We start from the raw sequence: 25,829 nt of genomic DNA, 5'->3' as shown, positions 1-25,829 counted from the left end.
CTCAGGCGGCGCCCATCAGGGCCAGCAGCACGCCGCCGGCCACCACCGAGGCCACCTGTCCGGCCGCATTCGCGCCCATCGCGTGCATCAGGATGAAGTTCTCGAAGTCCTCCTTGGAGGCCTCCTTCTGCACCACCCGGGCGGCCATCGGGAAGGCCGAGATGCCGGCCGCCCCGATCAGCGGGTTGAACTTGCCACCCGAGAGCAGGTTCATCAGCTTGCCGAACATCACCCCCGCGGCCGTGTCCAGGCAGAAGGCCATCAGGCCCAGCACCAGGATCATCAGCGTCGACCACTTCAGGAAGGACGCGCCCACCATGGTGGAGCCGATGGCCAGGCCCAGGAAGAGGGTCACCGTGTTGGCGATCTCATTGGAGGAGGCGCCGACCAGCCGCTCGACCACGCCGGATTCGCGCATCAGGTTGCCGAACATCAGCATGCCGATCAGCGGGGTGGCGAAGGGCACCAGGATGCCGACGATCACCGTGACGACGATCGGGAAGAGGATCCGGGTGCGCTTGCTGATCTCGCGCTGCGAGTACGGCATCCGGATGCTGCGTTCCTTCTTGGTGGTCAGCAGCCGCATGATCGGCGGCATGATGATCGGCACCAACGACATGTAGGAATACGCGGCCACCGTGATCGGCGCCAACAGTTGTGGTGCCAGCTGCCGGCTGACATAGATCGACGTCGGGCCGTCGATCGCACCGATGATGCCGATCGAGGCGGACTCCTGCCGGGTGAAACCCATCAGGGCGGCCAGGATCAGGGTGAGGAAGATGCCGAACTGGCCGGCGGCGCCCAGCAGCACCATCTTCGGGTTCTCCAACAAGGGCCCGAAGTCGGTCATCGCGCCGATCCCGATGAAGATCAGCAGCGGAAACAACTCGTTGTCGACGCCGGCATGGCGCAGCACGGTGAGCATGCCCTCGTCGCCGACCAGAGGTGACAAGGGCAGATTGGTGAGCAGGCAGCCCGCACCGATCGGCAGCAGCAGCAGTGGCTCGTACTCCTTGACCACCGCCAGCGCGATCAGCACGCAGCCCACCAGCATCATCACCACCGACTGCCAGGTGACATTGGTGATGCCACGCAGCAGCAGGTCGATGGTGGACTCCATCGCGACAGTCATTCGAACACCACCAGGGGATCGCCGAACTTCACCTGCGCGCCCACCTCGGCCAGCACCTGGGCGATCACGCCGTCGCGGGTGGCCTTGAGCTCGTTCTTCATCTTCATCGCCTCCAGCACCAGCAGCGGGTCGCCGCGCTTGACGCTCTGCCCCGGTTGCGCGCTGACGGTGAGCACGACGCCGGGCATCGGCGCGGTCATGGAGCTGGCGGCCCCGGGGGCGGTGGCGGCGGCCGCCGGGGTGGCGACGGGTGCAGCCACCGGGCGGGGTGCGGGTGCGGGGGCGGTGGCCTGGCTGGCGGGCAGCACGTCCCGGGCGTCGACGGACTCGACGACATTGGCCCGGCCAACCTCCACATTCGGGGTGATCATGGCCTGGGCCAGATCCTGGTGGTCGCGCAGCCGGACGTCGACGCCGTGCCCGGCGATCTGCACCCGGAAGGTGTTGGCGGTGACCTCTTCGACGTCGACCTCGTGGTCGGAACCGTTGATCGAGATGGTGTAGCGGCGCATGGGGGTCATCTCCTCTTCCAGGACGTGTTCTGGTTGCCACGTCCCACCGCGACCCAGCGGCTGGTGTGGATCTGGCTGCCGGGCGCGTGGGTGCGCATGGCGGGGGCGGCCTGCTGGCGTCGCACCTCGGCGTGGGTGATCACGGCGAGCGCGACGGCGGTGGCCTGGTCGACGGTGAGTCCGTCGGTGAGGACCTCGACGGAGGAGGCCGGTGCAGCGGGGGCGGTCTCAGCCGGTGGGCTGACGTCGGCGGGCTCGGCGGCATCTTCGGGATCGTTGGCTCCGAAGGGGGCAGCCAGGGGGGCGGCCTCCACCGGCTTGGCCGCATCCTCCGGCCGGTCCAGCTTGCCCATCAGGGTGAGCACGCCCATCAGCAATGCGAGCAGGGCAAAGACCACGCCCATCCCCACCACTGTCATCTCCAGGCCCCAACCAAGATTGTTCATCTCAGCCTCCTAGACCGGGAAGAGCCCGTGCTTCTTGGGGATGTTGGTCTGCACCTTGGTGCGCAACACCTCCAGCGCACGGATCAGCCGGGGACGGGTCTCACAGGGCTCGATCACCTCGTCGATCTGCCCGACGTCGGCGGCCCGGTAGGGATTGAAGAACTTCTCCCGGTACTCGTCGACGAAGCGCTTCTCCTCCGCGGCCGGATCCTCGGCCTGCTGGATCTGGCGCCGGTTGAGCAGTCGGGCGGCACCGTCGGGCCCCATCACGGCGATCTGTGCGCTGGGCCAGGCGAAGGCGACGTCATTGCCCATCTGCTTGGAGCTCAGCGCCACATAGGAGCCGCCGATCGCCTTGCGGGTGACCACGCTCATTTTCGGCACCGTGGCCTGGCAGTAGGAGTAGATCACCTTGGCGCCGTGCCGGATCACGCCGGCATATTCCTGCTGCACGCCGGGCAGATAGCCGGGGCAGTCGACGAAGGTGATGATCGGGATGTTGAACATGTCACAGATGCGGATGTGCCGGCTGATCTTGTCCGACGAGTCGATGTCCAGACAGCCGCTCATCACCATCGGCTGGTTGGCGATGATCCCCACCGAGTGCCCGTCGAGCCGGGCGAAGGCGCAGATGGCGTTGCCGGCCCACTGCTCGTGCACCTGCAGCACCGATCCGGCGTCGAAGACGCTGTCCAACACGTCCAGCATGTCGTACGCGGTGGTGTCGTCAACCGGGATCAGCGAGTTGAGCGCCTCGTCCATCCGGTCCGGCGAGTCATAGGCGACGATCGCCGGGGCATCCTCGGTGTTGTTCTGCGGCAGGTAGCTGAGCAGCCGCTTGACCGTCTCGATCGCCTGCTGCTCGCCCACCGCGTTGAACTGAGCGACGCCGGAGCGGCCGTTGTGCACATGGGCACCGCCCAGATCCTCCGCGCTGACATCCTCACCGGTGACCGCCTTGATGATTTCCGGGCCGGTCAGGAACATGTTGGAGGTGGTCTCCACCATCACGGTGAAGTCGGTCAGGGCGGGGGAGTAGACCGCGCCGCCCGCGCACGGGCCCAGGATCAGGCTGATCTGGGGGATCACGCCGGAGGCGGCCACATTGCGGTAGAAGACCTCGCCATAGGCGGCCAGCGAGCGCACCCCCTCCTGCACCCGGGCGCCGCCGGAATCATTCAGCCCGATCAGCGGGATGCCGGATTCCAGCGCCAGATCCTGGATCCGGCTGATCTTCTGCGCCTGCACCTCGCTGAAGGAACCGCCCAGCACGGTGAAGTCCTGCGCGAAGACCGCCACCCGACGGCCGTTGATCTTGCCGAAGCCGGTGATCACGCCATCGCCGGGGAAGCGCTGCTCGGCCATCCCGAAGTCGGTGGTGTGGTGGGTGGCCAGCGCGCCGAGCTCCTGGAAGGAGGCCTCGTCCAACAGGATCGCCAGCCGCTCGCGGGCGGTCATCTTGCCCTTGGCGTGCTGCGCGTCGATCCGCTTCTGGCCGCCGCCCAACAAGGCTCGTTCACGCATCTCGCGCAGGGCGGCCAACCCGGGATTCTGCGCGTCCACGGGGGCGGTGTCGGGCTGGTCGGATGCCTCGGCTGGTGGAGTGTCGAGTGGGTGCGTCATTGCCTCTCCTCGTTGAGTTGGCAACCACCCTAAGACCTTCGCTCCCGTTGTGGGAGGGCGGGGTCCCGGTCTGGCCCGAAGGGCGGTTCAGGCCCTCGACGTCGTGCTCACCAGGCCCAGCCCATCCCATAGGTGCGCATCAGCTCCGGGGAGCTCAATCGCCAGGAATAGGTGCCGGGTGCGATCGGCTCGATCCGCTCGCAGCCGTTGCCGTCGGGGGGGATCAACGGCGGGTCGGGCAGCGGGCCGAAGCGCCACACGGCGGTGGGCCGCCGGCTGCCCCAGAAGTTCAGCGTCAGCCGGGCGTGCCGGGTGGGGGAGGTGAAGGTGATCTGCGCGGAGCAGCCCGGATCGGCGCCGCTGACCCAGGAGCGCAGCGCGAATTCGTGCTCATCACCGGCCCGCAGCGTGCGGTCGAAGTGGAAGCGGGTCAGGTAGACGCTGTTCTCGGCGCCGAGCCGTCGCTCGCTGCGCTCGATCCAACCGCCGAAGACCGGTTCGCTCTCCAGCCCGAAGGCGGAACGGTCGCTGGTGATCTGCAGGTCATAACCGTCGACGCCGTCGACGATGGCCCGCACCCGGCGGGTCAGCAGGATCTCCTCCGGCGACGAGTGCTCCCGAAAGGTGTAGCTGCAGGTGGATTCCACCACGTCGAAGCTGGACTTATCCGGGGCCATGGGGTGGGCGAGGGCCCGGTCGGGGTGGCAGGGCGCGAGCGCCTCGGCCCAGTCCGGCAAGCACTCCTGGAGGCTTGCCCAGAACCGGGCCGAGGGACGCTCCCGCCCGGCCTCGACATTGGCCAGCGTGGAACGCGCGATCACATGGTCGAGCGCGTCGACCACGTCCACCTGGCGCATTCCGGACTCCTTGCGGCGCCGCTTGAGCGCCTCCCCGAAAGTCTCCACCTCTGAATGGTGCCAGTTCGTCAGCCGAAGTTCACCTGACGTCCAAGTGTGCCGTTGAGTGCCTCCAGATACTTGGGGGACTGCACCAGGGTCACTTGCCGCTGCAGGCTGGCCAGCCGGTCGGTCAGGCCGAGCCGCTCCACGGGGCGGGCATTGCCTTCGTTCTTGACGAAGGGTGCCAGATCCGCGACGCCGTGCTTCAGCAGCGCGATGTCCGCGGCCTGTTTGGCGGCCAGACGCTGCGCATACCATCCGGATTCCAGGATCGCCTGCCGGCCGAAGAGCGCCCGGAAGTCGGGGCTGTCCAGCGTCCAGCCCTTGGCGGACTGGCCGTGCGCCATGATCTCCAGCAGGGCCCGCAACGGCGGGATCGCCAGGTCGATCGTGCCGTCGGTGAAGTAGGTCTCGGCCACCCGCTGGTGGGTGGTGACGATCACGTCGACACTCTCGGCGAAGACGTCGGCATCCTGCAGTTCGGGACGCAGCATCTCGGGGGTGAAGACGACGTCGGGGTGCAGGAAGATCCGGCCAAAGTAGGTGGTGGCGAAGAGCTCGTTCATCCGGTAACCCAGCCGACTGGCCTGCACGGTGCGACCGTTGTGCTCGAAGTCGCCGATCTTCTCCAGGTAGCCGCCCTGGATCAGGGTGGCTGCCTTGCGCTCGTCGGGCCACATCCGGCTGAAGATCTCCGGCACCAGCAGCGAGATGTCGTGATCCACCCGCACCTTGGGGCCGATCACGCCGGCCGAGCTCAGCCAGCCGTCGGTCTCGGTCAGCGCGTAGCTGAGCAGCGCGGCATTCAGGTCGATGATCGACGGCAGCGCGTTGAACGGCGCCTTGGTCATGGCACCCTCGGAGCCGGCCCCCGTCGTCGACGGCGACTTGCCGGTCATGGAGCTGATGAACTCCATGAACAGCTCCGGCAGTTCCATGTAGTGCAGTGGGTTGTAGGCGCACAGCGGCGGCACCCCGGCCTCCGCGGCATTGTTGCGCCGTCCGGCGGCCACCACGTCCACCGGCATGCGGATGGGATCCTGGGCGGGGGCCCTGCGCAGCAGGTGGGCGGCCAGATCGGCGGCGGCCGTGGCCTCCGGATTGGTCAGGTCGGGCCGCTTCTGCAGGTAGCGCGGGTTCTTGGAGCGCTTGCCCTCGCCGACGATCCGCGGCTCGGAGGAGACGGCCAGGAAGAACGGGCGCTCCTCGTCGGCGCCCTCCGCGAAACGGGTGATCCGCTCCCGCATCGGCTCGGTGAACAGGCTCAGTCCGGGAGCATCGGCCACCATCTCCCGGGCCTCGGCGCGGGTCAGCGGATGGAAGTTGGAGATGAACGAGTCATCCCCGGCCATGTCCTTCTCCGTCTGCTTGTCATAGCCGCGGTGGATGGCGTCGTCGGGGCGCTGGAAGAGCAACTGTTCGCAGTTCTTCACGTACTTGGCGCTGACCGGATCGCTGGTCTGGCCCTCGGGCGGGGCGACGACCGAGGCCGTGATGTCGTCCTCCGTCTGCACCTTGGCCGCGGGGGAGAAGTCCGGCCGCAGGCTGAACAGCCGCCAGCTGCCGTCGGCCTCGAAGCCGACCCGCAGCATGTTGACCATGATCTTCTCACCGTCCAGCCGCAGTGAATTGCCCTTGCGGCCATTGGTGATGCCGACGGTGAAGTGGCTGCGCCAGTCGGTGCCCCATTCCGGCTTGTAGTAGCGCTTCACGGTGAAGACCAGCTCGCTGACGTGGGCGGGGATCGTGCCCAGCCACTGGTTGTACTCGTCGGTGAACTCGGCCCGAGGCGTGAGCAGCTTGATCACCGAACCCAGCGACCGGCTGTCGGCCAGCAGGGGCCGTTCGTCGTGCGCGGCCGGGTCGCGGAAGCGGTTGGAGTAGTCGTGCTCCAACAGCTCCTGCACCAGATCCATGTCCTTGTCGAAGTCGGCGGTGTAGGCGCTGCCGAAGACGAAGGCGTCCAGCAGGCTCTTGCTGATCTCACTCTTGCCGCCGCCGGAGACCGTCGCCGGCTTGTGCAGCTGCGACGAATGCGGCGAGGTGCCGATCAGGTGCCACTGGGTCGGGTCCGCGTCGCGCGGCTTGGCATGTACCCGGTAGCCATTGGGCGCCAGATAGGTCTTGCCAGCCAGCAGCTTGGTGCTGCCCTGCGATCCGTCGGGATTGGTCCAGCTGATCAGCTGCTCCCGCATGGAGTACGACGCCTTGCCGGGCACCACCACCAGGGTGTCCTGTTCCTTGTCGAGGGCGTGGCCCTCGGGCTGCTGCTCGAAGCGCTCCGGATTGCGGGCCACCACGTCGGCGACGGTGTAGTCGTCGGGGGTGTAGGTGTCGGTCCACTCCTGGCCCAGGTTGTAGGCGGGGAAGGCCACGGCGCCGCCGGAGTGCTCCTCCTCGGCCAGGCCGAACAGGTTGGCGGAGTAGGAGATCTGGGTCTTGACCTCCTTCTTGCAGTAGCCGAAGTAGTTGTCCGCGATCACGGTGACGATCACGCCGCGCTCGTCGCGGGCGCAGATCTTGAAGGCCTGGCCGCCGTTGTACAACTCGTCGTCGTTCTCCCAGCACATGCCGTCGCGCTTCTGCCGATCGGTGGCGTCGTTGACGTGCGGCAGGCCCAGCGACTTCTTGGTCACCTTGGTCAGGTGCGGCGCCAGGATCACCCCACCGGTGGTGCCGGTCCAGCCCTCCGGATCCAGACTGGCGTCGTTCTCCGGCAGGTGCGGATCGCCGGCATTGCCGAAGATGCCCTCAACGAAGTCCAGGTTGGCCACCAGACCACCGGGCACGATGAAGCGGACCTCCATCGTGCGCTCCCGGGCGAAGCCGGGGACGGCGGGCAGCACCAGCGGGCGCATCAACAGGGAGACGAAGCAGGCCGCCTTCTCCTCCTGGTTGGCGGTGTAGGGCAGCACCATGTCTTCTTCGGGTGGCTGGAAGGCGAGTTCCAGCAGGCGGCCGAAGACCTCGAGCGGGACGGCGAGCTTGTCGTCCTGGATGGGCAGCCCGCCCTCCGCGATGTGGAAGACACCGGCGGTGGTGCGACGGTCATTGGCGGGGTTGTGCAGCACGCCATTGGCCAGCCGGTAGGAGCTGAGCAGGTCGGAGTGGAATTCGTCACCATCGTGCGGCAGGCTCAGCGCCCGCGCCAGCCCCGGGGCATCCAGCACCAGGGTGCGGTGCGGCAGCTCCGGCTTGGTGCCGGTATTGCTGAGGTAGTCATCAAGGAAGTTCTGGATCCGCAGGTCCGGGGCGGACAGGCGCTCCCCCAGACGACGGGAGAGTTCGCGCTGGCGGGCGATGATCGGCGCCACCAGCTGGTCTTCGGCGTCGGAGCCGGGCTGGGCGGCCAAGGGCAGGCCCAGCAGGGCGAGGCGCAGGTTGATCGCGGCGTCGGGAGTTGCGGACAGAGCAGTGGAAGCCATGACTCCATTCAAGCCGGGATCGCTGGAAAGGGAACCCCCGGGGTCCACCGGAGCGCTTCGAGCAGGTGGATCAGGCGTCCAATTCCGAGAATCGCCCCACGGATTCGCCCACGTCCGGGGTGCGGAGCGTGGGGCGGCTCGCTGTGAGCGAATCTGGAGGGCGGTTTTCGGAAAGCGGGTCGGTCTGCGGGGCTGCGGCACTTGAGGAGAGCTCTTGCACAAATGTCCGAGTCGCGTGAACGATTGTGCAGTGGCGTCGTCGTCTGGTTGCACGTCGGGGGGATCTACGTCCAGGAGTCGAAAACTGTCGGAGGCGATCCGTAGGCTGATCGCGACGGAGGGATTCCGCACAGGAGCGGCGTCCACCGGCGTACGACGGGAGCAACTCCATGAGGACAATGCAGGCCGATGTGGTCGTGGTCGGTGGCGGTGCCACCGGCGCGGGGGTCGTGCGCGACGTGGCCATGCGCGGTTACACCGCGATCCTGGTGGACCGGGCTGACCTGGGGCAGGGCACCACCGGTCGCTACCACGGCCTGCTGCACTCCGGCGGCCGCTATGTGGTGAGCGATCCGCACTCGGCCACCGAGTGTGCGCAGGAGAATGCGATCATCACCCGGATCCACGCCGACGCGGTGGAGGCCACCGGCGGCCTGTTCGTCGTCACCCCACAGGACACCGAGGAGCACGCCGACAAGTTCCAGGCCGCGGCCGATGCCACCCAGGTGCCGTGCGAGGAGATCAGCGTCGCCGAGGCACTGCGGCGGGAACCGCGGCTCAATCCCGGCATCAAGCGCGCCTTCGCCGTGCAGGACGGCACCGTCGACGGCTGGCAGATGGTCTGGGGGGCCGCCAGGAGCGCCATGGACCACGGTGCGAAAGTGCTTCCCTATCACTCCGTCACCAGGATCACCCGCGACGGCGACCAGGTGACCGGCGTGATCTGCACCGACATGAAGACCAATGAGCAGGTCACCATCGACACCCGCTTCGTGATCAATGCCGGCGGCCCGTGGGCCGGGCAGATCGCCGGCATGGCCGAATGCCCCGGCGTGGACGTCGTCCCCGGCCGCGGCATCATGATCGCGATGAACCACCGGCTGGTGAACCAGGTGGTCAACCGCTGCATCCACCCCGCCGACGGCGACATCCTCGTGCCGGTGCACACCGTGTGCATCATCGGCACCACCGACGTGAAGGTGGACGACCCGGACAAGCTGGCCATCCCACGGCTGGAGGTGCAGCAGATGCTGGACGCCGGCGAGGCGCTGGTGCCCGGCTTCCGAAATGCGCGCGCCGTGCACGCCTGGTCCGGCGCCCGTCCGCTGGTGAAGGACTCCCGGGTTGCGCTGACCGACACCCGGCACATGAGCCGCGGCATGAGCATCATCGACCACGAGGCCCGCGATGGAGTGAAGGGCCTGCTGACCATCAGCGGCGGCAAGCTGACCACCTACCGGCTGATGGCCAAGAACATCGTGGACGTGATGTGTGAACAGCTCGGCGACGACCGGCCCTGCACCACCGAGACCGAGGCGGTGCCCGGTAGCGAGTCCGGCAAGAACTACCAGGTCACGCACCGGCTGCACGAACGCGAGCAGGACCGGCTGGAGGACCAGATCATCTGCGAGTGTGAGCTGATGAGCCGTCGCCAGCTGACCGAGCTGATGGACGAGCAGCCCGCCGCCACCTTCGACGACCTGCGTCGCCAGCTCCGGCTGGGCATGGGCCCTTGCCAGGGCGGTTTCTGTTCCACTCGAGCCGCCGGCATCGCGCTGGAGACCGGGCATGCCGACGTCGACCGCGCCACCGAGCAGCTACGCCTGTTCCTCAAGAACCGCTGGGTGGGGCTGTGGCCGATCCTCTACGGCGACCAGGTGCGCCAGACCGCCCTGGACAACTGGATCTTCAAGGGCACGCTGGACATCGAGCACCTGCCACCCGCCGGTTCCGGACCGTTGATCCCGGGTGAGGGGCCCGACCAGTTCGCCGTCCCGAGCACCCAGCGCGGGGCCGAAGAACAGACCGATGATGCCGGCACAATCGAGGGCTCGGCGCATGACGGCGCCGCAGCCACCACCCCCGTCGAGCCGAAGCGAGGCATGTGATGAGCGACGTCATCGTGATTGGAGCCGGTCTGGCCGGGCTGACCGCCGCGCTGCGGCTGCGCCAGGCGGGCAAGACCGTCACCCTGCTGAACAAGGGGATCGGCGGCCTGCAGCTGGGCCAGGGCACCATCGACATCCTGGGCTATGCGCCACACCGGGTCGAGCGGCCCATCGAGGCGCTGGAGGCCTTCGTCGCCGAGCACCCCGAACACCCCTACGCGACGCTGGAGCGCCAGGACATCGAACAGGGCATCCGCTGGCTGGGCGAGGTGCTGGGCACCGAGCAGCTCAACGGTGATCTGCACCGCAATGAGCTGTACCCGACGGCGGTTGGCGCGATGCGCCCCACCGCGCTGGTGCCGCCGTCGATGGCCAACGGCGCATGCGTTGCCGGCAAGAAGTTCGTCATCGTCGGCATCCGCGAGCTGAAGGACTTCTACTCGCAGCTGGTGGCCGAGAATCTGGCCCGCACCGACCTGCCCGGCGGTGGCCGGGTTGAGACCCGGGCCGAGTACCTCAGCTTCCCGGCCCGGGCCGGCGAGGCGGACTCCAATGGGTTGAACATCGCCCGGGCGCTGGACGATCCGGCGACCCGGCAGCGTTTCGTCGCCGCCCTCAGGCCGCTGGTTCGCGAGGGGGAGACCGTCGGTCTGCCCGCCGTGCTGGGCGCCACCGATGTCACCGCCTGGCGCGAGATCCAGGACGAGCTGGGGGCCCCGGTCTTCGAGATCCCGCTGCCCCCGCCGTCGGTTCCGGGCTGGCGCCAGAACGAGGCCCTGCTGCAGGCAGTCAAGGATTCCCGGGTGCGGGTGGTCAATGGCACCAAGGTGATCCGCGCCCGCGTCGAGGACGGCGTGATCAAGGGGGTCACCATCCACGGCACCGGGCACGAGCAGGAGTACACCGCGCAACACTTCGTGCTGGCCGCCGGTGGTTTCGAGTCCGGCGCGCTGACCCTGGACAGTCACAACGAACTGCACGAGACGATCTTCGGGCTGCCGGTGCGCGGCGGGAAGATCGACGACATGGTGCACGGCGACTACTGGGGCGGCGACCAGCCATTGTTCAAGGCCGGGTTGGCCGTCGACCGCCAGATGCGCGTCGTCGGGCCCGATGACGCCGTCGTGTACCCCAACCTGTACGCCTGCGGCGGCATCCTGGCGGGTGCCCAGCGGTGGACCGAGAAGTCGGGCGAAGGCATCGCCCTTGGCAGCGCGGTGCGAGCCTGCAACGCGATCCTGTCCGCGAAGGAGACGAACTGATGACCGACCAGACCGAACAGGTTGCCCCGATCCAGCAGCGGGAGGCCGCGAAGGCGGCGCTCGACCATGCGATGGACGAACTGACCCGCGCCACGCTGGACCACTGTGTGAAGTGCACCATCTGTGAGACCGCCTGCCCGGTGGCCCGGGTGACCCCGCTGTTCAGCGGGCCCAAGTTCGTCGGTCCGCAGGCCGAGCGCTTCCGCAATGGCGAATCGGTGGATCATTCGCTGGACTACTGCTCCAGCTGCGGCATCTGCACGCTGAGCTGCCCGCAGGGCGTGCAGATCGCGGAGCTGAACTCGCAGGCCCGCGCCGTGATGAAGTCCGACCACATGCCGGTCCGCGACCGGCTGATGACCCAGACCATGCTCGAGGGCATGGTGATGAGCCCGCTGGCCCCGGTCGCGAATGCCGCGCTGGGGATGAAGCCGGTGCGCACCGTGATCGAGAAGGTGATCGGGGTGCACCGCGACGCCCCGATGCCCGAGGCGCACTTCGAGACCCTGCGGATGTGGCTGAAGAAGCGCCCGGCGCGCACCACCCCCGCCCCCCGTGGCCCGGTGGTCTTCTTCACCGGTTGCGCCGGCGGCTACTTCGAGGTCCAGACCAGCAAGAAGTCGATCGAGCTGCTGGAATTCCTGGGCTACGAGGTGCTGGTGCCCAAGCAGGGTTGCTGCGGCCTGGCCGAACAGTCCAATGGCCTGTTCGAGCAGGCCACCAAGCACGTGCTCAAGCTGTGCAAGCAGCTGACCAGCGCCGGCAAGGACCTCACGATCATCAGCTCGTCGGGTTCCTGCGTCGGCATGCTGAAGCACGAGGCGCACGAGATCATGGGCGTCGACGCGGAGGAGCTGAAGGATGTCGGCACCCGCGCCCGGGACATCAGCGAATTCCTGCTGGAGCTGGCCGACGCCGGTGAACTGCCGCTGGACATGCGGGAGATGAACATCGAGATCCCCTACCACCAGCCCTGTCAGGTGAAGAGCCAGGGGATGGGCATGCCCGCGATGCACCTGCTGGAGTTGATCCCCGGCGTCACCGTGCAGGAGTCCGGGCAGCCGTGCTGCGGCATCGCCGGTACCTACGGCCTGAAGAAGGAGAAGTACGAGGTGGCGCAGGCCGTCGGCAAGCCGGTCTTCGAGCACATGAAGAAGCATGACCACGGCGTCGGCGCCTGCGACACCGAGACCTGCCGCTGGCAGATCCGCAAGGGGTCCGGTGTGAACACCGTTCACCCGGTCGAGATCCTGCACTACGCCTACGGCCTGTCCGACGACCTCTTCGAGGCCAAGGTCAACGACCGCTGACGGGGCAACCCGGCCAGAGCAGCCACCGGCCCGGCACCCCGAGAATGGGGTGCCGGGCCGGTGTCTGTGTTGAGAGACTCAGCGGCGGCCGCGACGGCGACCCTGCACGGCCGAGAGACCGGCCGCGCCCTGGTTGCTGCCGGCGCTCTGGGCACCGGCGCCCGGGCGGCCACCCGAGCGGGCGGGACGCGCCGAACCTTCCGAGCGAGTGCCATCGGAACGACTGCCTTGGGAGCGGCCGGCATCGGTGCGTGAGGCCTGCGGGCGGGCCGAATCGGAGCGGCCACGGCCACCGGAGCGAGCCGGACCGGCCTCGCCACGCGAACCCTGACCGCTGCGGCCCCGGCCACCACCGTTGCCACCGCGACCCCGGCCACCGCCATTGGCAGTGCCCTGGGGCTGCTCCACCTTGTTCGGGTAGGCGGCCTTCTCGGCATCCTCGGCGCTCAGGAAGGTGCGCTCGCCGGGGGCAAGGCCCTCCAGCGTCGCGCGGTCGGCGTGCGAGATGGTCGGCGTGATCTTGGCGGCGCGCATCAGGCCGCGCACCTCATGCCGCTGATCGGGAGTGACCATGGTGACCACGGTGCCCGCCTTGCCGGCGCGGGCGGTGCGCCCGGAGCGGTGCAGGTAGGCCTTGTGCTCGGTGGGCGGATCGGCGTGCACCACCAGTTCCACGTCGTCGACGTGGATGCCGCGGGCCGCGATGTCGGTGGCCACCAGCGTGGAGACCCGGCCGGAGTGGAAGGCATCCATGTTGCGGGTGCGGGCATTCTGCGCGAGGTTGCCGTGCAGGTCGACGGCGGGAATACCGCGCGCCAACAGCTGCTTGGCCAGCTTCTTCGCGCCGTGCTTGGTGCGGGTGAACAGGATGGTCTTTCCGGGCGCGGCGGCCAGATCGGCCAGGATGCCGGTCTTGTCGTCCTTGCCCACCTCCAGCACATGGTGGTCCATTGCGGACACCGGGGAGACGGCGGAATCGGCCTCGTGGGTGACGGGCTGGTGCAGGTAGCGCTTGACCAGCACGTCGATCCCATTGTCCAGGGTGGCGCTGAACAGCATCTTCTGCGCGTCGGCAGGCACCTTGTCCAGGATCCGCTTGACCATCGGCAGGAAGCCCATGTCGGCCATGTGGTCGGCCTCGTCCAGGATGCAGATCTCGACGGCCGACAGCTCCACCAGGCCCTGGCCCATCAGGTCCAACAGGCGCCCGGGGCAGGCGATCAACACGTCGACACCCTTCGCGAGGGTGCGGACCTGCGGGTTCTGGCCGACGCCGCCGAAGATGGTCAGGCTGACCAGATCGGAGCTCTTCTCCAGCGGGAGCAGGGACTCCTCGATCTGGCTGGCCAGCTCGCGGGTGGGCGCCAGGATCAGCGCGCGCGGCTTCTTGGCCACCCGGCGCTTCGGCGAGGAGGTCAACCGGGCGACGGTGGGCAGCAGGAAGGCGAAGGTCTTGCCGGAACCGGTACGGCCCCGGCCCAGCACGTCGCGCCCGGCCAGCGAGTCGGGCAGGGTGGCCAGCTGGATCGGGGTGGGGCTGGTGATTCCCCGCGCCGCCAGGGCGTCGGTCAGGTTCTGCGGCACGCCGAGCTCGGTGAAGCCAGCGGTGGGCACGGTGTTGATGGACACAGTGGTATTGCGTTCAGACAAGTGGAGATACCAATCAATCGGTGTCTTGCGCGTCGCGCTCAGCTTGACCCATCACGAACGATGGTGCGGCGCGGCCAGCGGAGCCAAACCCGCAAGGGGATGAAGCACTCCGATCACCGAGGGCCCGCGGCAAGACTGGGCGGACCAACTGGTCAATCCTAGCTCATGCCGGCAACCGGCCGGTCCGCCCAACCGATCGCGGGCAGAACCGCAAGGGTGGAGTTCTTCAGCCCTCGACGAACGCCGAGGAAATGCCCCCGTCGGGGTGTGGTTGGCCACTGTGATCCTTGCCACAGTGGTCTCCCACCCCCCGGCGCCCCGGCGTCGGCCAGACGAGGAGAAGACAGTGGCACAGACCAGGGAGCCCAAGTACCCCGCCCAGCCCGCGCCGACCAATGAGGTGCGGCCCAACGATCCCATCGCGCCGGGCGGTGAGCGTCACCAGCAGGCCCAGGGCCGCGACGACGTGCTGACCACCCAGCAGGGTGGACCGGTGGCCACCAACCAGAACCTCGCCACCGCCGGCGCGCGGGGCCCTGCCCTGCTGCAGGACCACGTCTTCCGGGACAAGCTCTTCCACTTCGACCACGAGCGCATCCCGGAGCGCGTGGTGCATGCTCGCGGCACCGGCGCCCACGGTGTCTTCGAGACCTACGAGAGCCTTGATGACATCACCATGGCGGACATCTTCGCCCGCAAGGGAGAGAAGACCGAGGTCTTCGTCCGCTTCTCCACCGTCGCCGGCAACAAGGGCTCCTTCGACCTGGCTCGCGACGTGCGCGGTTTCGCCACGAAGTTCTACACCAAGGAAGGCAACTGGGACCTGGTGGGCAACAACATGCCCGTCTTCTTCGTCCAGGACGCCATCAAGTTCCCGGACCTGATCCACGCGGTCAAGGAGCAGCCCGACCGTGGCTTCCCGCAGGCGCAGAGCGCGCACGACCACTTCTGGGACTTCGTCTCCCTGCTGCCGGAGAGCACCCACCAGGTGATGTGGGCCATGAGCGACCGCGCCATCCCGCGCTCCTACCGCTTCATGGAGGGCTTCGGCGTGCACTCCTACAAGTTCGTCAACGCCCAGGGCGAGGCGCGTTTCGTGAAGTTCCACTGGAAGCCGCTGCAGGGCCTGCAGTCGGTGACCTGGCCGGAGGCGCTCACCATCAACGGGGCGGATCCGGACTTCCACCGGCGTGACCTGTGGGATGCGATCCAGGCCGGGGACTTCCCGGAGTGGGAGCTGGGCGTGCAGGTCTTCGACGACGACTTCGCCGACTCCTTCGACTTCGACGTGCTGGACTCCACCAAGCTGATCCCCGAGGAACTGGTGCCCGTCCGCCCCATCGGCAAGATGACCCTGAACCGGACCGTCGCGAACCACTTCGACGAGACCGAACAGGTGGCCTTCATGACGCAGAACATCGTGCGGGGCATCGACTTCAGCGACGACCCGCTGCTGCAGGGCCGCAACTTCAGCTACCTGGACACGCAGCTCAAGCGGCTGGGTTCTACCAATTTCACCCAGCTGCCGGTCAACGCCCCGCGCTGCCCGGTGATGAATTTTCATCGTGATGGTCACATGCAGACCCAGGTGCACACCGGCCGCGCCAACTACGAGCCGAATTCGTGGACGGGCGACGAGCGCGGTCCGCGGGAGAGCGAGGAGCTCGGGCTGCGCTTCCAGGCCGCCGAGGTGACCGGCGCGAAGCACCAGGCGCGCCCGGAGAGTTTCGCCGACCACTACTCGCAGGCCCACCAGTTCTGGATCTCGCAGACCGAGGTGGAGCAGCAGCACATCGTCGCGGCCTTCACCTTCGAGCTGAGCAAGTGCGAGGTCCCGCAGATCCGGGAGCGGATGCTGGGCAACCTGCGCAATGTCGACGAGGACCTGGCGGCTCGCGTGGCCACCGGGCTCGGCATGGAGCTGCCCGAGGCCTCCAAGCCGGCGGTGACGCCGCGCAAGGACCTGGCCCCGTCGGATGCGCTGAGCATCCTGAAGAACGGACCGAAGGACTTCAAGGGCCGAAAGCTCGGCCTGGTCGTGGGTGACAAGACCGACGCCAAGGCGCTGAAGGCCCTGGTTGACGCTGTGACCGGTGCCGGCGGCATGGTGGAGATGATCACCCCCACGGTGGGTGGCGTCACCCTGTCGGACGGGTCCAAGCAGCCCGGTCTGCAGTTCATCAAGGGCACCAAGGCGGCGCTCTATGACGCCGTCGCTCTGCTGGTCACCGAGGCCGCTGCCAAGGAGTTGGCCGACATTCCCGAGGCCCGCGACTTCGTCACCGAGGCGCACGTGAACTGCAAGTTCGTCGGGTGGACCCCGGAGGCCAAGCCGCTCGCGGTGGCCGCTGGCGCGGTGCCGGACAAGGGTTGGGTGGACCTGGCCGACGCGAAGGCGGCGGTGAAGGCCTTCGGAACGCTCCGCTTCTGGGAGCGCGACCTCACGGCCCCGGCGAAGTAACGAGGACCGGGGGCTCCCAAGGACGCTCGGGTTTCTTGCGTTCCGCGTGTGTTGCAACACGAGCGGATCGCGGGAACCCGAGCGTCTGTGTGTCTGGGGTCAGGTGAACTGCCGCCTCAGTTGAACTGCCACGAGCGCTTGCTCAGGCCGTACCAGAAGCCGTCGATCGCGGTCCGGTTGTCGGCAAGGTCCCCGGCGGCGGCGGCGCCGAGTGCCACGTAGAGCGGGGCCCAGTGCTCGGTCCGCGGATGGGCGATCTTCGCGCCGGGCGCCCGGTTCTCGAAGTCCAGGATTGCGTCGACGTCCCCGCTGGCGACGGTATCGGCAGCCCAGTGGTCGAACTCGGCGCTCTCGGTGGGCGGCGTCGCATCGGCGGGGGCCGACGGGTTGAACCACGCCAGGTTGTGCGTGGTGAAGCCCGAGCCGATGATCATCGTCCCATGGTCCCGAAGCTCCCCGAGTTTTCGGCCCATCTGGAAGAGCTGGCGTGGGTCCAGCGTCGGCAGGCTCATCTGCAGCACCGGCACGTCGGCGTCGGGGAAGAGCTCCACCAACGGCACGTAGGCGCCGTGGTCCAGCCCCCGGCTTGGGTCGTGCTGGATCGGCACGTCGGGCGTGGCGATCAGCTTGGCCGCATCCATCGCCAGTTCCGGGGCCAGCGGCGCGTCGTAGGTCACCTGGTAGTAGTGCTCCGGGAAGCCCCAGAAGTCGTAGACCAGGGGATTCTTGCGCTCGAAGGAACTCACCGTGACCGGGGCGTTCTCCCAGTGGGCAGAGACGATCAGGATGTTCTTGGGCTTTTCCAGCCGCGACGACCAGTCGTGCAGCTGGCCGGTCCAGGCGGCGTCGTCGGCCAGCGGCGGGGCGCCGTGGCTGAGGAAGAGGATGGGCTGACGTTCGTTCATACCCCCTCAAGGAAATTGAAAGTTCAATTATTCCGAGGTCTTGCGATCGGACTGCAGGTCCTTCATCGGCAGGATCGTGTACGAGCCCCGGATGTGCGCCTCCGCGCGTTCGGCGGCCAGGGCGCCGTCGCCGGCCAGGATCGCGTCGAAGATGCCGCGGTGTTCCGTGGCCAGGCGCGCCCGGAAGCCCGGCCAGTCGTCCATCTGCTGTTCGGCGCGCAGGATGGGGGAGCGCAGGCTCTCCCGCACGGCCTCGGTGAGATCGGCCACCAGGTTGTTGTGGCCGATCTGGGCCAGCCAGACGTGGAAGTGGGTGTCCTGGGCGTTGAACTGTGCCGGGTCCGTGGTGCGATCCATCTCGTCCAGCAGATCGGCGATCCGGCTCAGCTCCGGGGCCTTGGGCTGGCTGGCCGCCAATTGGACACTGCTGCGCTCCAGCGCGATCCGGGCCACCACCACTTCGTCCAGCGGGAACTGGGCGAGGGCCACCTGGAGCTTGAGCAGACGGGCGAGGGCCTGGGAGCGCTCGTTGATCACGTGAGTGCCGGAATGGGCTCCGCTCCCGACCCGGCTGGCCAGCACCCCTTGGGCCTCCAGGGTGCGAATGGCCTCGCGTATCGCGGGGCGGCTGACCGAGAGCTGAACGGCGAGTTCCCGCTCGGCCGGTAGGCGGTCGCCGACGCGCAGGTTGCCCTCCAGGATCTGGGTCTCGATGTGCTGGAGAACCGTCTCGAAGGCTCGCTGGGTGGGTGCGGTGGCCGTTGCCTGCTCGATGTGGTCGGACATGAGGCCAGTGTGTCACCTTGCCGGGGGAATCGCCGGAGCTGTTCCCCTTGCCCGGGCGGGATTAACGATCGAAAATCCTGCGCTAATTGACTCTTCCCTTGGCTCATTTTCCCGATCTATGGTTAGACCAAATGAGGTAATACCAATCTCCCCGAGTTGGACAATGGAGTCCCCATGAACCCGTTTCGTCCCGAGCTCTACCCGCTCGGCCCCCTCTGGTCGGTGCTCGTCGCCCTCCTGCCGCTGCTGGTGATCTTCGTCGGCCTCGGCATCTTGAAGTGGAAGGCGCACGTGGCCGGCCTGGCCGCCGTCGCCACCGCACTGGCCACCGCCGCACTCGGCTTCAAGATGCCGATCGGGCTGGCGGCGCTGAGCGCCACCGAGGGCTTCGTCTTCGGTCTCTTCCCGATCGTCTGGATCGTGCTGATGGCCATCTGGTTCTACCAGATCACCGTTGTCAGCGGCCGCTTCGAGGATCTGCGGGCCACCTTCAACCTGATCAGCGATGACCCCCGGGTCACCGCCCTGTTGGTGGCCTTCTGCTTCGGCGGCCTGCTGGAGGCGTTGGCCGGCTTCGGCGCCCCGGTGGCCATCACCGGCGTGATGCTGCTGGCCGTCGGTTTCCCCAAGATCAAGGCCGCCATCGCCGTGATGGTGGCGAACACCGCACCCGTCGCCTTCGGGGCCGTCGCCATCCCGATCATCACCGCCGGCAAGGTCTCCGGCATCCCCTATGAGCAGATCGGCGCCATCGCCGGCCGGCAGACCGCCGTCCTCGCCCTGGTGGTGCCCTTCGTGCTGTTGTGGATCGTCGACGGGATCCGCGGCCTCAAGCAGGTCTGGCCCGCCGCCCTGGCCATCGGCGGCGCCTTCGCCGTCGCCAAGTGGATCACCTCCAACTACATCTCCGTCGAACTCACCGACGTGATCGCCTCGCTGGTCGGGATGGCCGCCGGCGTCGTGCTGATGCGCTTCTGGAAGCCCAAGGGCACCGCCGAGGCGCAGCAGCGGCTGGCCGACGAGAGCGCGGCCGAGGGCGGCAACATCGTGCTGGACCGCAACGTCGACAGCCACATCTCCGGCAACCGGATCGCGATGGCGCTGCTGCCCTACATCCTGGTGGTGGCCGTCTTCTCCATCGCCAACCTGCTGGGCCCGCTCAAGCGCGCCCTGACCAGCACCGACGTCGTGGTGCACTGGCCCGGGCTGCACGGCCACGTGCTCACCGGCGCGGGCAAGGTGCACTCGTCGACGATCTACACCTTCCAGTGGCTCTCCGGCGCCGGCACCCTGCTGCTGCTGGTCGGTATCCTGACCGCGATCATCTACAAGGTCTCCTTCTCCGCCGCGCTGAAGGAATTCACCGACACGGCCTACAAGCTGCGCTACACCGTGCTGACCATCGGTTCGGTCGTCGCCCTCGCCTATGTGATGAACCTGTCCGGCCAGACCACCACGATCGGCACCTGGATCGCCGGCGCGGGTTCCGCCTTCGCCTTCCTCTCCCCGGTGCTCGGCTGGATCGGCGTGGCCGTCACCGGCTCCGACACCTCCGCCAATGCCCTGTTCTGCGGCCTGCAGGCCACCGTCGGGCATGAGACCGGCCTCAACCCCGCGCTGCTGGCCACCGCCAACACCACGGGCGGCGTCGCCGGCAAGCTGGTCAGCCCGCAGAACATCGCCATCGTCGCCACCGCCGTCGGGCTGGTGGGCAAGGAATCGCTGATCCTGCGCAAGACCATCGGCTACTCCCTGGGCCTGCTGGCACTGATCTGCTTGATGGTCGGCCTGCAGTCCACTCCGATCCTGTCCTGGATGCTGCCATGAGCACCCGCACATCCGTTCCCAACCCAGCCGTCCCGAACCCAGCCGTCCCGAACCAACGACCCGAGGAGGTCACCGTGACCCAGACCCTCACCGACGTGAGATCCCTTGCCGCGGTGGGCAAGGGCAAGCGCGTCGCCCTGTTTGCCACCTGCATCAACGACGCGATGTTCCCGCAGACCCCGAAGGCGGTCGTCGCCGTGCTCGAACGGCTCGGCTGCACCGTGGAGTTCCCCAAGGCCCAGACCTGCTGCGGCCAGATGAGCACCAACTCGGGCTACTTCGACGAGGGCCTGCCCATCGTCAAGAACTACGTGAAGGCCTTCGAGGGCTACGACTACATCGTCGCTCCCTCGGGCTCCTGCACCGGAGCGGTGCGCGAACAACACCCGATGCTGGCCCGCCACGCCAAGGACGAGGGCCTGGCGAAGGCCGCCGAGGACGCTGCCAGCCGCACCTACGACTTCACCGAACTGCTCGTCGACGTGCTCGGGGTCACCGACGTCGGTGCCTTCTTCCCGCACAAGGTCACCTACCACCCCACCTGCCACTCGGTGCGGGTCGCCAAGGTCGGCGACCGGCCGATGCAGCTGCTGCAGGCGGTGCGCGGCATCGACATCCTCGACCTGCCCGACGCCGACCGCTGCTGCGGCTTCGGTGGCACCTTCAGCCTGAAGAATCCCGACGTCAGCGTCGCGATGGCCACCGACAAAGCCCGTCATGTCACCGAGACCGGGGCCGAATACCTCGTCGCCGGCGACAACGCCTGCCTGCTGAACATCTCCGGCGTCCTCAATCGGAACAAGGCCGGCATCAAGCCGATCCACCTGGCCGAGATCCTGGCCAGCACCGAGACGGGGAGCGCAAAGTGAGCGAGAAGATGAACGCAACTGGTGGAGCGCTGGTCGAGCAGGGTGACCGTCCCGGCCTGAAGCTGGTCACCAAGAACAACAATGGCGTCGCTCGCCTCACCCCGGCACCGCCCGAGGGTGACCTGGCCGACTCGCCGCTCTTCCCGGCCGCCGCCCGTCGCGAACTGGGCAACGAGACGCAGCGAAAGAACCTGCACCACGCGATGACGACGATCCGCACCAAGCGTGCCCGCGTCACCGCCGAGCTGGACAACTGGGAGGAGCTGCGCCAGGCCGGTGAGGCGATCAAGAACCGCACCATCCGCCACCTGGACAGCTACCTGGAGCAGCTCGAGGCCTCGCTCACCGCCGCCGGAACCACCGTCCACTGGGCCCGTGATGCCAAGGAGGCCAACGAGATCATCGTCGGCCTGGTCAAGGGCAAGCTCGCTGGTGAGCCGTACCAGGAGGTGGTCAAGGTCAAGAGCATGGCCACCCAGGAGATCGACATGAACGAGGCCCTCGAGGCCAATGGTGTCGCCGCCTGGGAGACCGACCTGGCCGAGCTGATCGTCCAGATGGGCCATGACCGGCCGTCGCACATCCTGGTGCCCGCGATCCACCGCAATCGCTCCGAGGTACGCGAGATCTTCCTCGACGAGATGGGCAACTACGGCAAGGCCGCACCCGAGGACCTCGACACCGAACCGAAGAACCTGGCCGCCGCCAGCCGTGCCCACCTGCGCGAGAAGTTCATGCGCGCCAAGGTGGCCATCAGTGGCGCCAACTTCGCCGTCGCCGAGACCGGCACGCTGTGCGTGGTGGAATCTGAGGGCAATGGCCGGATGTGCCTCACCCTGGCCGACACCCTGATCAGCGTCGTCGGCATCGAGAAGATCGTGCCCACCTTCGCGGACCTGGAGGTCTTCCTGCAGCTGCTGCCCCGCAGCTCCACCGCCGAGCGGATGAACCCCTACACCAGCCTGTGGACGGGTCCCCGTGAGGGCGACGGCCCGCAGGAGATGCACGTCGTGCTGATCGACAATGGCCGCACCGACGTGCTCACCGACCCGGTGGGCCGCGAGGCGCTGCGCTGCATCCGCTGCTCGGCCTGCATCAATGTCTGCCCCGTCTACGAGAAGGTCGGCGGCCACGCCTATGGCTCGGTCTACCCCGGACCGATCGGCGCGGTGCTCACCCCGCAGCTGCGCAGCATGAAGAACCCCGTGGACCGGTCGCTGCCCTTTGCCTCGTCGCTGTGTGGCGCGTGCAATGACGTCTGCCCGGTGAAGATCCCGCTGATGCAGTTGCTCGTCCACGAGCGCAACAAGGCCGTCGAGGCGAAGAAGGCCGACCACAAGCGCTACAGCGTGCACTTCGAGCCGACCGCGATGAAGGCGACGAGCGTCATGTTCGGCAACGGCAAGCTCTGGGGCGCTGCCCTGGGTGCCGAGACGAATCTTGGTGGCAAGGTGTTGGGCCGCTTCTTCGACCACTTCGGCCCGATCCCCGGCCCGCTCAACCGCTGGTTGGGTGCGCGCGACGTGCCGATGGTGCCCACCCAGAGCTTCCGCGCCTGGTGGGACGCGCATGAGAAGGAAGTACAGGCGACGGCGCCCGTCGAGGCCCCGAAGGGAGAAAAGAAGTGAACGCCAAGGACGAGATCCTGCGTCGGGTGCGCACCGCGCTGGCCGATGTGCCGGCCGGCGACGCGGCCACCGACACCCCGGTGGTCTGGACCTATGAGCAGCCCACCGCGATGGACGACGTGATCGGCCGCTTCTGCGAGCGGGTGGCCGACTACAAGGCCACCGTCGTGCGCGTCGGCGGCTCCGATGCCGAGATCGCGCAGGCCGTGGTCGACGGGTTGAAGGCGATCGGGGTGAAGGACGCGATCCTGCCGTCCGGCATCCCCGAGGGCTGGCGGGCCGCCGTCGAGGCAGCCGGCATTGCCGTCGTGCGGGACGAGCCGAGCCTGACCCATGACCAGCTCAATGCGGCCGGCGCCGTGGTCACCGGGGCCCGGGTGGGTGCGGCCGAGAGCGGCACCATCATGCTGGACCACGCCGACGACCAGGGACGACGCGCCCTGAGCCTGGTGCCCGACGCCCACATCTGCGTGGTGCGCACGGACCAGGTGGTCTCCGACATCCCCGAGGCCGTCGGGCGTCTGCAAGGCTCCGTGAAGGAACGCCGCCCGATCACCTGGATCAGCGGCCCGAGCGCGACCTCGGACATCGAGCTGAGCCGCGTCGAGGGAGTGCACGGACCGCGCACGCTGTACGTGATCGTGGCCGGCTGAGGCGATCGGCGCACATCTGAACACTTGACAAATTCTGGGCGATCCTGCCGGGGGGCGGCGGGCCGCCTGCCTCTGGGCCCGGGAGCACCGTACACGGCTCCCGGGCCCCGACTCGTCGGTGTGGTGATCCCCCCACTGACTTGGGCGAATGTCCCGAATTCTGACAGGTTGAGCGATGAATCTTCTCGCTCGAAAAGGGCCACATCTGGCGTCCCACAAGCACCTGATGGGTGTCGTGAGCCCCTGAGGGCGCTACCGTGATGAATTAGCCATTGGCCCGGTGCCTGTGTAGCTTCATAGGGTTGTCAATCCCAGGAGGCACATCAGATGGCCGAGCAAGATCGACCTGAAAGCACCAATCCGCCGGGTCGTAAACGCGAGCGTCGCCACACCGGCAATGCCGCGCGACCCGTCAGCAACAAGACCCGCACCGGCAGTCCGCTGACCGCCGGGCGTCCCCGAGACCTGCTTGATTCCAGCGGCGGCATCGCCCGGTTGACCGGCCAGGGGCGCGTTCTGGAAGCCTCGCACCCGGCCCTCGAGCCGCCCGCCGAGGCCCTGAAGCACGAGCGTCCCGGCAGCCTGGACAAGGTGGTCTTCGGGATCACCGCCGTCCTGTCCATCGCCTTCGTGATCTGGGGTGCGATCGCCCCCGGTCAGTTGAACACCGCGTCGGGCCACGGCCTGGAGTGGGTGGTCGGCAACACCGGCTGGCTCTTCGCCACCGCCGCCACTGGCTTCGTCTTCTTCGTCCTGTGGTTGGCCATCAGCCCCTACGGCCGCATCCCGTTGGGCCGCGACGGTGAGGAGCCCGAGTTCTCCACCACTTCGTGGATCGCCATGATGTTCAGCGCCGGCATGGGCATCGGCCTGATGTTCTACGGCGCCGCCGAGCCGCTCACGCACTTCGTCACCCCGCCGCCCGGCACCGGTGACGCCGACGTGAAGCAGGCCATGGCCACCACGCTGTTCCACTGGGGCCTGCACCCGTGGGCCATCTACGCCATCGTCGGTGTCGCCATCGCCTACGGCGTCTTCCGGATGGGGCGCCCGCTGACCATCAGCGCCGTCTTCGAGCCCCTGCTGGGCAAGCGCCAGACCTACGGCCCCGCCGGCAAGATCATCGACATCTTCGCCATCTTCGCGACGCTCTTCGGCTCCGCCACCTCTCTGGGCCTGGGCGCGCTGCAGATCGCCGAGGGTGCCAAGATCGTCGGCTGGCTGGACGAGGCCAGCAACAAGTTCCTGGTCGTGCTGATCACCGTGCTGACCATCTGCTTCATCCTGTCGGCCGTCTCCGGCGTCGGCAAGGGCATCCAGTACCTGTCGAACATCAACATGGTGCTGGCCCTGGTGCTGGCCCTGTTCGTCTTCGTCGTCGGCCCCACCGTCTTCATCCTCAACCTGATCCCGTCCACGCTGGGTACCTACCTGCAGGACCTGATGATGATGAGCGCCCGCACCGGCGTCAGCGGCGGGGACAAGACCTCCAGTTGGCTGGCCGGCTGGACCATCTTCTACTGGGCGTGGTGGGTCAGCTGGACCCCCTTTGTCGGCATGTTCATCGCCCGGATCTCCAGGGGACGCACCATCCGCCAGTTCGTCTCCGGCGTGTTGCTGGTTCCCAGCGCCGTCAGCCTGATCTGGTTCGCCATCTTCGGTGGCGCGGCGATCAACGCGGAGAGCGCGGGTGCCGCGCTCAGCAAGGCGGGCTCCGAGGAGGCGACCCTGTTCGCCCTGCTGGACACCATGCCTCTGGCCACCATCACCTCGGTGCTGGTGATGGTGCTGGTCGGCATCTTCTTCGTCTCCGGTGCCGACGCGGCCTCGATCGTGATGGGCACCCTGAGCGAGAACGGCACCATCGAGCCGTCGCGCTGGAATGTGATCTTCTGGGGCGTCGCCACCGGCGCGGTGGCCGCGATCATGCTGGTCACCGGCGGTGAGGACGCCCTGGGCGGCCTGCAGCAGATCATCATCGTGGCCGGCCTGCCCTTCATGGTGATCATGGTTGGCATGGCGCTGGCCCTGGTGAAGGACCTGTCGCGCGATCCGATGATCGTGCGTGGCCGGTACGCCAAGGCCGCGGTGGAACGCGCGATCGTCGAGGGCGTCACCGCCCATGGCGACGACTTCCACCTCGCCGTCGAGAAGACCGCCCCCGACGAGGGCGTGGGTTCCCTGGTGGACACCTCCACCATTCCCGCGATCACCGACGAGACCCCGGATCCGGCCAAGGCCTGATCCCGAGCAGTTCCACCGGCGAGGGGGGGGGGGGGAGGGGGGGGGGGGGGGGGGGGGGGGGGGGGGGGGGGGGGGGGGGGGGGGGGGGG

17 protein-coding genes and 1 pseudogene are annotated in these 25,829 nt (G+C 67.9%); 9 read left to right on the top strand and 9 right to left on the bottom strand.

Annotation, left to right across the window (positions count from 1 at the left end; translation table 11 throughout):
• Window position 1: 1 nt before the first annotated feature.
• The 6 genes from AAEX57_RS07170 to AAEX57_RS07145 form a co-directional block, all read right to left on the bottom strand.
• Window positions 2-1,132, bottom strand: coding sequence for a sodium ion-translocating decarboxylase subunit beta (locus tag AAEX57_RS07170; RefSeq protein ID WP_342091656.1), 1,131 nt, complete (start codon window positions 1,130-1,132; stop codon window positions 2-4).
• Entirely contained in the window at window positions 1,129-1,653 is a 525-nt protein-coding gene (locus AAEX57_RS07165) for a biotin/lipoyl-containing protein (protein ID WP_342091655.1), read from the bottom strand. Before AAEX57_RS07165 ends, AAEX57_RS07170 begins: the two co-directional genes overlap by 4 nt.
• Window positions 1,650-2,090 carry an OadG family protein gene (locus AAEX57_RS07160; protein WP_342091654.1) on the bottom strand — a complete coding sequence of 147 codons (441 nt, stop codon included), beginning with the start codon at window positions 2,088-2,090 and terminating at the stop codon, window positions 1,650-1,652. The genes AAEX57_RS07165 and AAEX57_RS07160 overlap by 4 nt, the downstream gene beginning before the upstream one ends.
• A gap of 9 nt (window positions 2,091-2,099) precedes the next feature.
• A complete protein-coding gene (locus AAEX57_RS07155) occupies window positions 2,100-3,713 on the bottom strand; it encodes an acyl-CoA carboxylase subunit beta (protein WP_446721111.1) in 1,614 nt (537 codons plus the stop codon).
• 107 nt (window positions 3,714-3,820) lie between these two features.
• The gene (locus AAEX57_RS07150) at window positions 3,821-4,618 is read right to left on the bottom strand and encodes a helix-turn-helix domain-containing protein (RefSeq protein WP_342091653.1); all 798 of its coding nucleotides are present in this window, start codon (window positions 4,616-4,618) and stop codon (window positions 3,821-3,823) included.
• 20 nt (window positions 4,619-4,638) lie between these two features.
• The gene (locus tag AAEX57_RS07145; protein WP_342091652.1) at window positions 4,639-8,037 is read right to left on the bottom strand and encodes a hypothetical protein; all 3,399 of its coding nucleotides are present in this window, start codon (window positions 8,035-8,037) and stop codon (window positions 4,639-4,641) included.
• Window positions 8,038-8,426: 389 nt separating this feature from the next.
• Between AAEX57_RS07145 and glpA the strand changes: the two are divergent.
• The 3 genes and pseudogenes from glpA to AAEX57_RS07130 all read left to right on the top strand — a co-directional run.
• Window positions 8,427-9,977: pseudogene (gene glpA, locus AAEX57_RS07140) on the top strand (anaerobic glycerol-3-phosphate dehydrogenase subunit GlpA); the annotation flags it as partial.
• 167 nt (window positions 9,978-10,144) lie between these two features.
• Window positions 10,145-11,407, top strand: a complete 1,263-nt coding sequence (glpB, locus tag AAEX57_RS07135; RefSeq protein ID WP_342091651.1) for a glycerol-3-phosphate dehydrogenase subunit GlpB — start codon at window positions 10,145-10,147, stop codon at window positions 11,405-11,407.
• A gap of 71 nt (window positions 11,408-11,478) precedes the next feature.
• Complete coding sequence (locus AAEX57_RS07130; RefSeq protein ID WP_342091663.1) at window positions 11,479-12,717, top strand: anaerobic glycerol-3-phosphate dehydrogenase subunit C; 1,239 nt, start codon at window positions 11,479-11,481, stop codon at window positions 12,715-12,717.
• A gap of 78 nt (window positions 12,718-12,795) precedes the next feature.
• Here the strand turns inward: AAEX57_RS07130 and AAEX57_RS07125 are convergent, their stop codons facing one another.
• Window positions 12,796-14,346 carry a DEAD/DEAH box helicase gene (locus AAEX57_RS07125; protein WP_342091650.1) on the bottom strand — a complete coding sequence of 517 codons (1,551 nt, stop codon included), beginning with the start codon at window positions 14,344-14,346 and terminating at the stop codon, window positions 12,796-12,798.
• A gap of 367 nt (window positions 14,347-14,713) precedes the next feature.
• Here AAEX57_RS07125 and AAEX57_RS07120 point away from each other — a divergent pair, with 367 nt between their 5' ends.
• Window positions 14,714-16,828, top strand: a complete 2,115-nt coding sequence (locus tag AAEX57_RS07120) for a catalase (RefSeq protein ID WP_342091649.1) — start codon at window positions 14,714-14,716, stop codon at window positions 16,826-16,828.
• Between the two features lie 116 nt (window positions 16,829-16,944).
• On the opposite strand, the gene AAEX57_RS07115 is transcribed toward AAEX57_RS07120, so the two are convergent.
• Together AAEX57_RS07115 and AAEX57_RS07110 are read right to left on the bottom strand one after the other, a co-directional pair.
• Window positions 16,945-17,733 carry a dioxygenase family protein gene (locus tag AAEX57_RS07115; protein ID WP_342091648.1) on the bottom strand — a complete coding sequence of 263 codons (789 nt, stop codon included), beginning with the start codon at window positions 17,731-17,733 and terminating at the stop codon, window positions 16,945-16,947.
• Between the two features lie 27 nt (window positions 17,734-17,760).
• Window positions 17,761-18,519 (bottom strand): FadR/GntR family transcriptional regulator, encoded by a 759-nt coding sequence (locus tag AAEX57_RS07110; RefSeq protein ID WP_342091647.1) that lies wholly within the window; start codon window positions 18,517-18,519, stop codon window positions 17,761-17,763.
• Between the two features lie 174 nt (window positions 18,520-18,693).
• Between AAEX57_RS07110 and AAEX57_RS07105 the strand changes: the two genes are divergently transcribed.
• From AAEX57_RS07105 to AAEX57_RS07085, 5 genes are all read left to right on the top strand, one after another.
• Window positions 18,694-20,346: an L-lactate permease gene (locus AAEX57_RS07105; protein ID WP_342091646.1), complete on the top strand. Its 1,653-nt coding sequence runs from the start codon at window positions 18,694-18,696 to the stop codon at window positions 20,344-20,346.
• Window positions 20,347-20,420: 74 nt separating this feature from the next.
• Window positions 20,421-21,215 (top strand): (Fe-S)-binding protein, encoded by a 795-nt coding sequence (locus tag AAEX57_RS07100; protein ID WP_342091645.1) that lies wholly within the window; start codon window positions 20,421-20,423, stop codon window positions 21,213-21,215.
• Between the two features lie 8 nt (window positions 21,216-21,223).
• On the top strand, window positions 21,224-22,843 hold the full coding sequence (locus AAEX57_RS07095) for a LutB/LldF family L-lactate oxidation iron-sulfur protein (protein ID WP_342091662.1): 1,620 nt from the start codon (window positions 21,224-21,226) through the stop codon (window positions 22,841-22,843).
• A complete protein-coding gene (locus tag AAEX57_RS07090; RefSeq protein ID WP_342091644.1) occupies window positions 22,840-23,496 on the top strand; it encodes a LutC/YkgG family protein in 657 nt (218 codons plus the stop codon). The genes AAEX57_RS07095 and AAEX57_RS07090 overlap by 4 nt, the downstream gene beginning before the upstream one ends.
• Before the next feature lie 327 nt (window positions 23,497-23,823).
• A complete protein-coding gene (locus AAEX57_RS07085; protein ID WP_342091643.1) occupies window positions 23,824-25,740 on the top strand; it encodes a BCCT family transporter in 1,917 nt (638 codons plus the stop codon).
• Window positions 25,741-25,829: the final 89 nt, after the last annotated feature.

Source organism: Luteococcus sp. H91, from assembly GCF_038433135.1.
Classification (GTDB): domain Bacteria; phylum Actinomycetota; class Actinomycetes; order Propionibacteriales; family Propionibacteriaceae; genus Luteococcus.
Note: the sequence above shows the minus strand (reverse complement) of the source record. Positions and strands in the feature narration are given on the sequence as shown.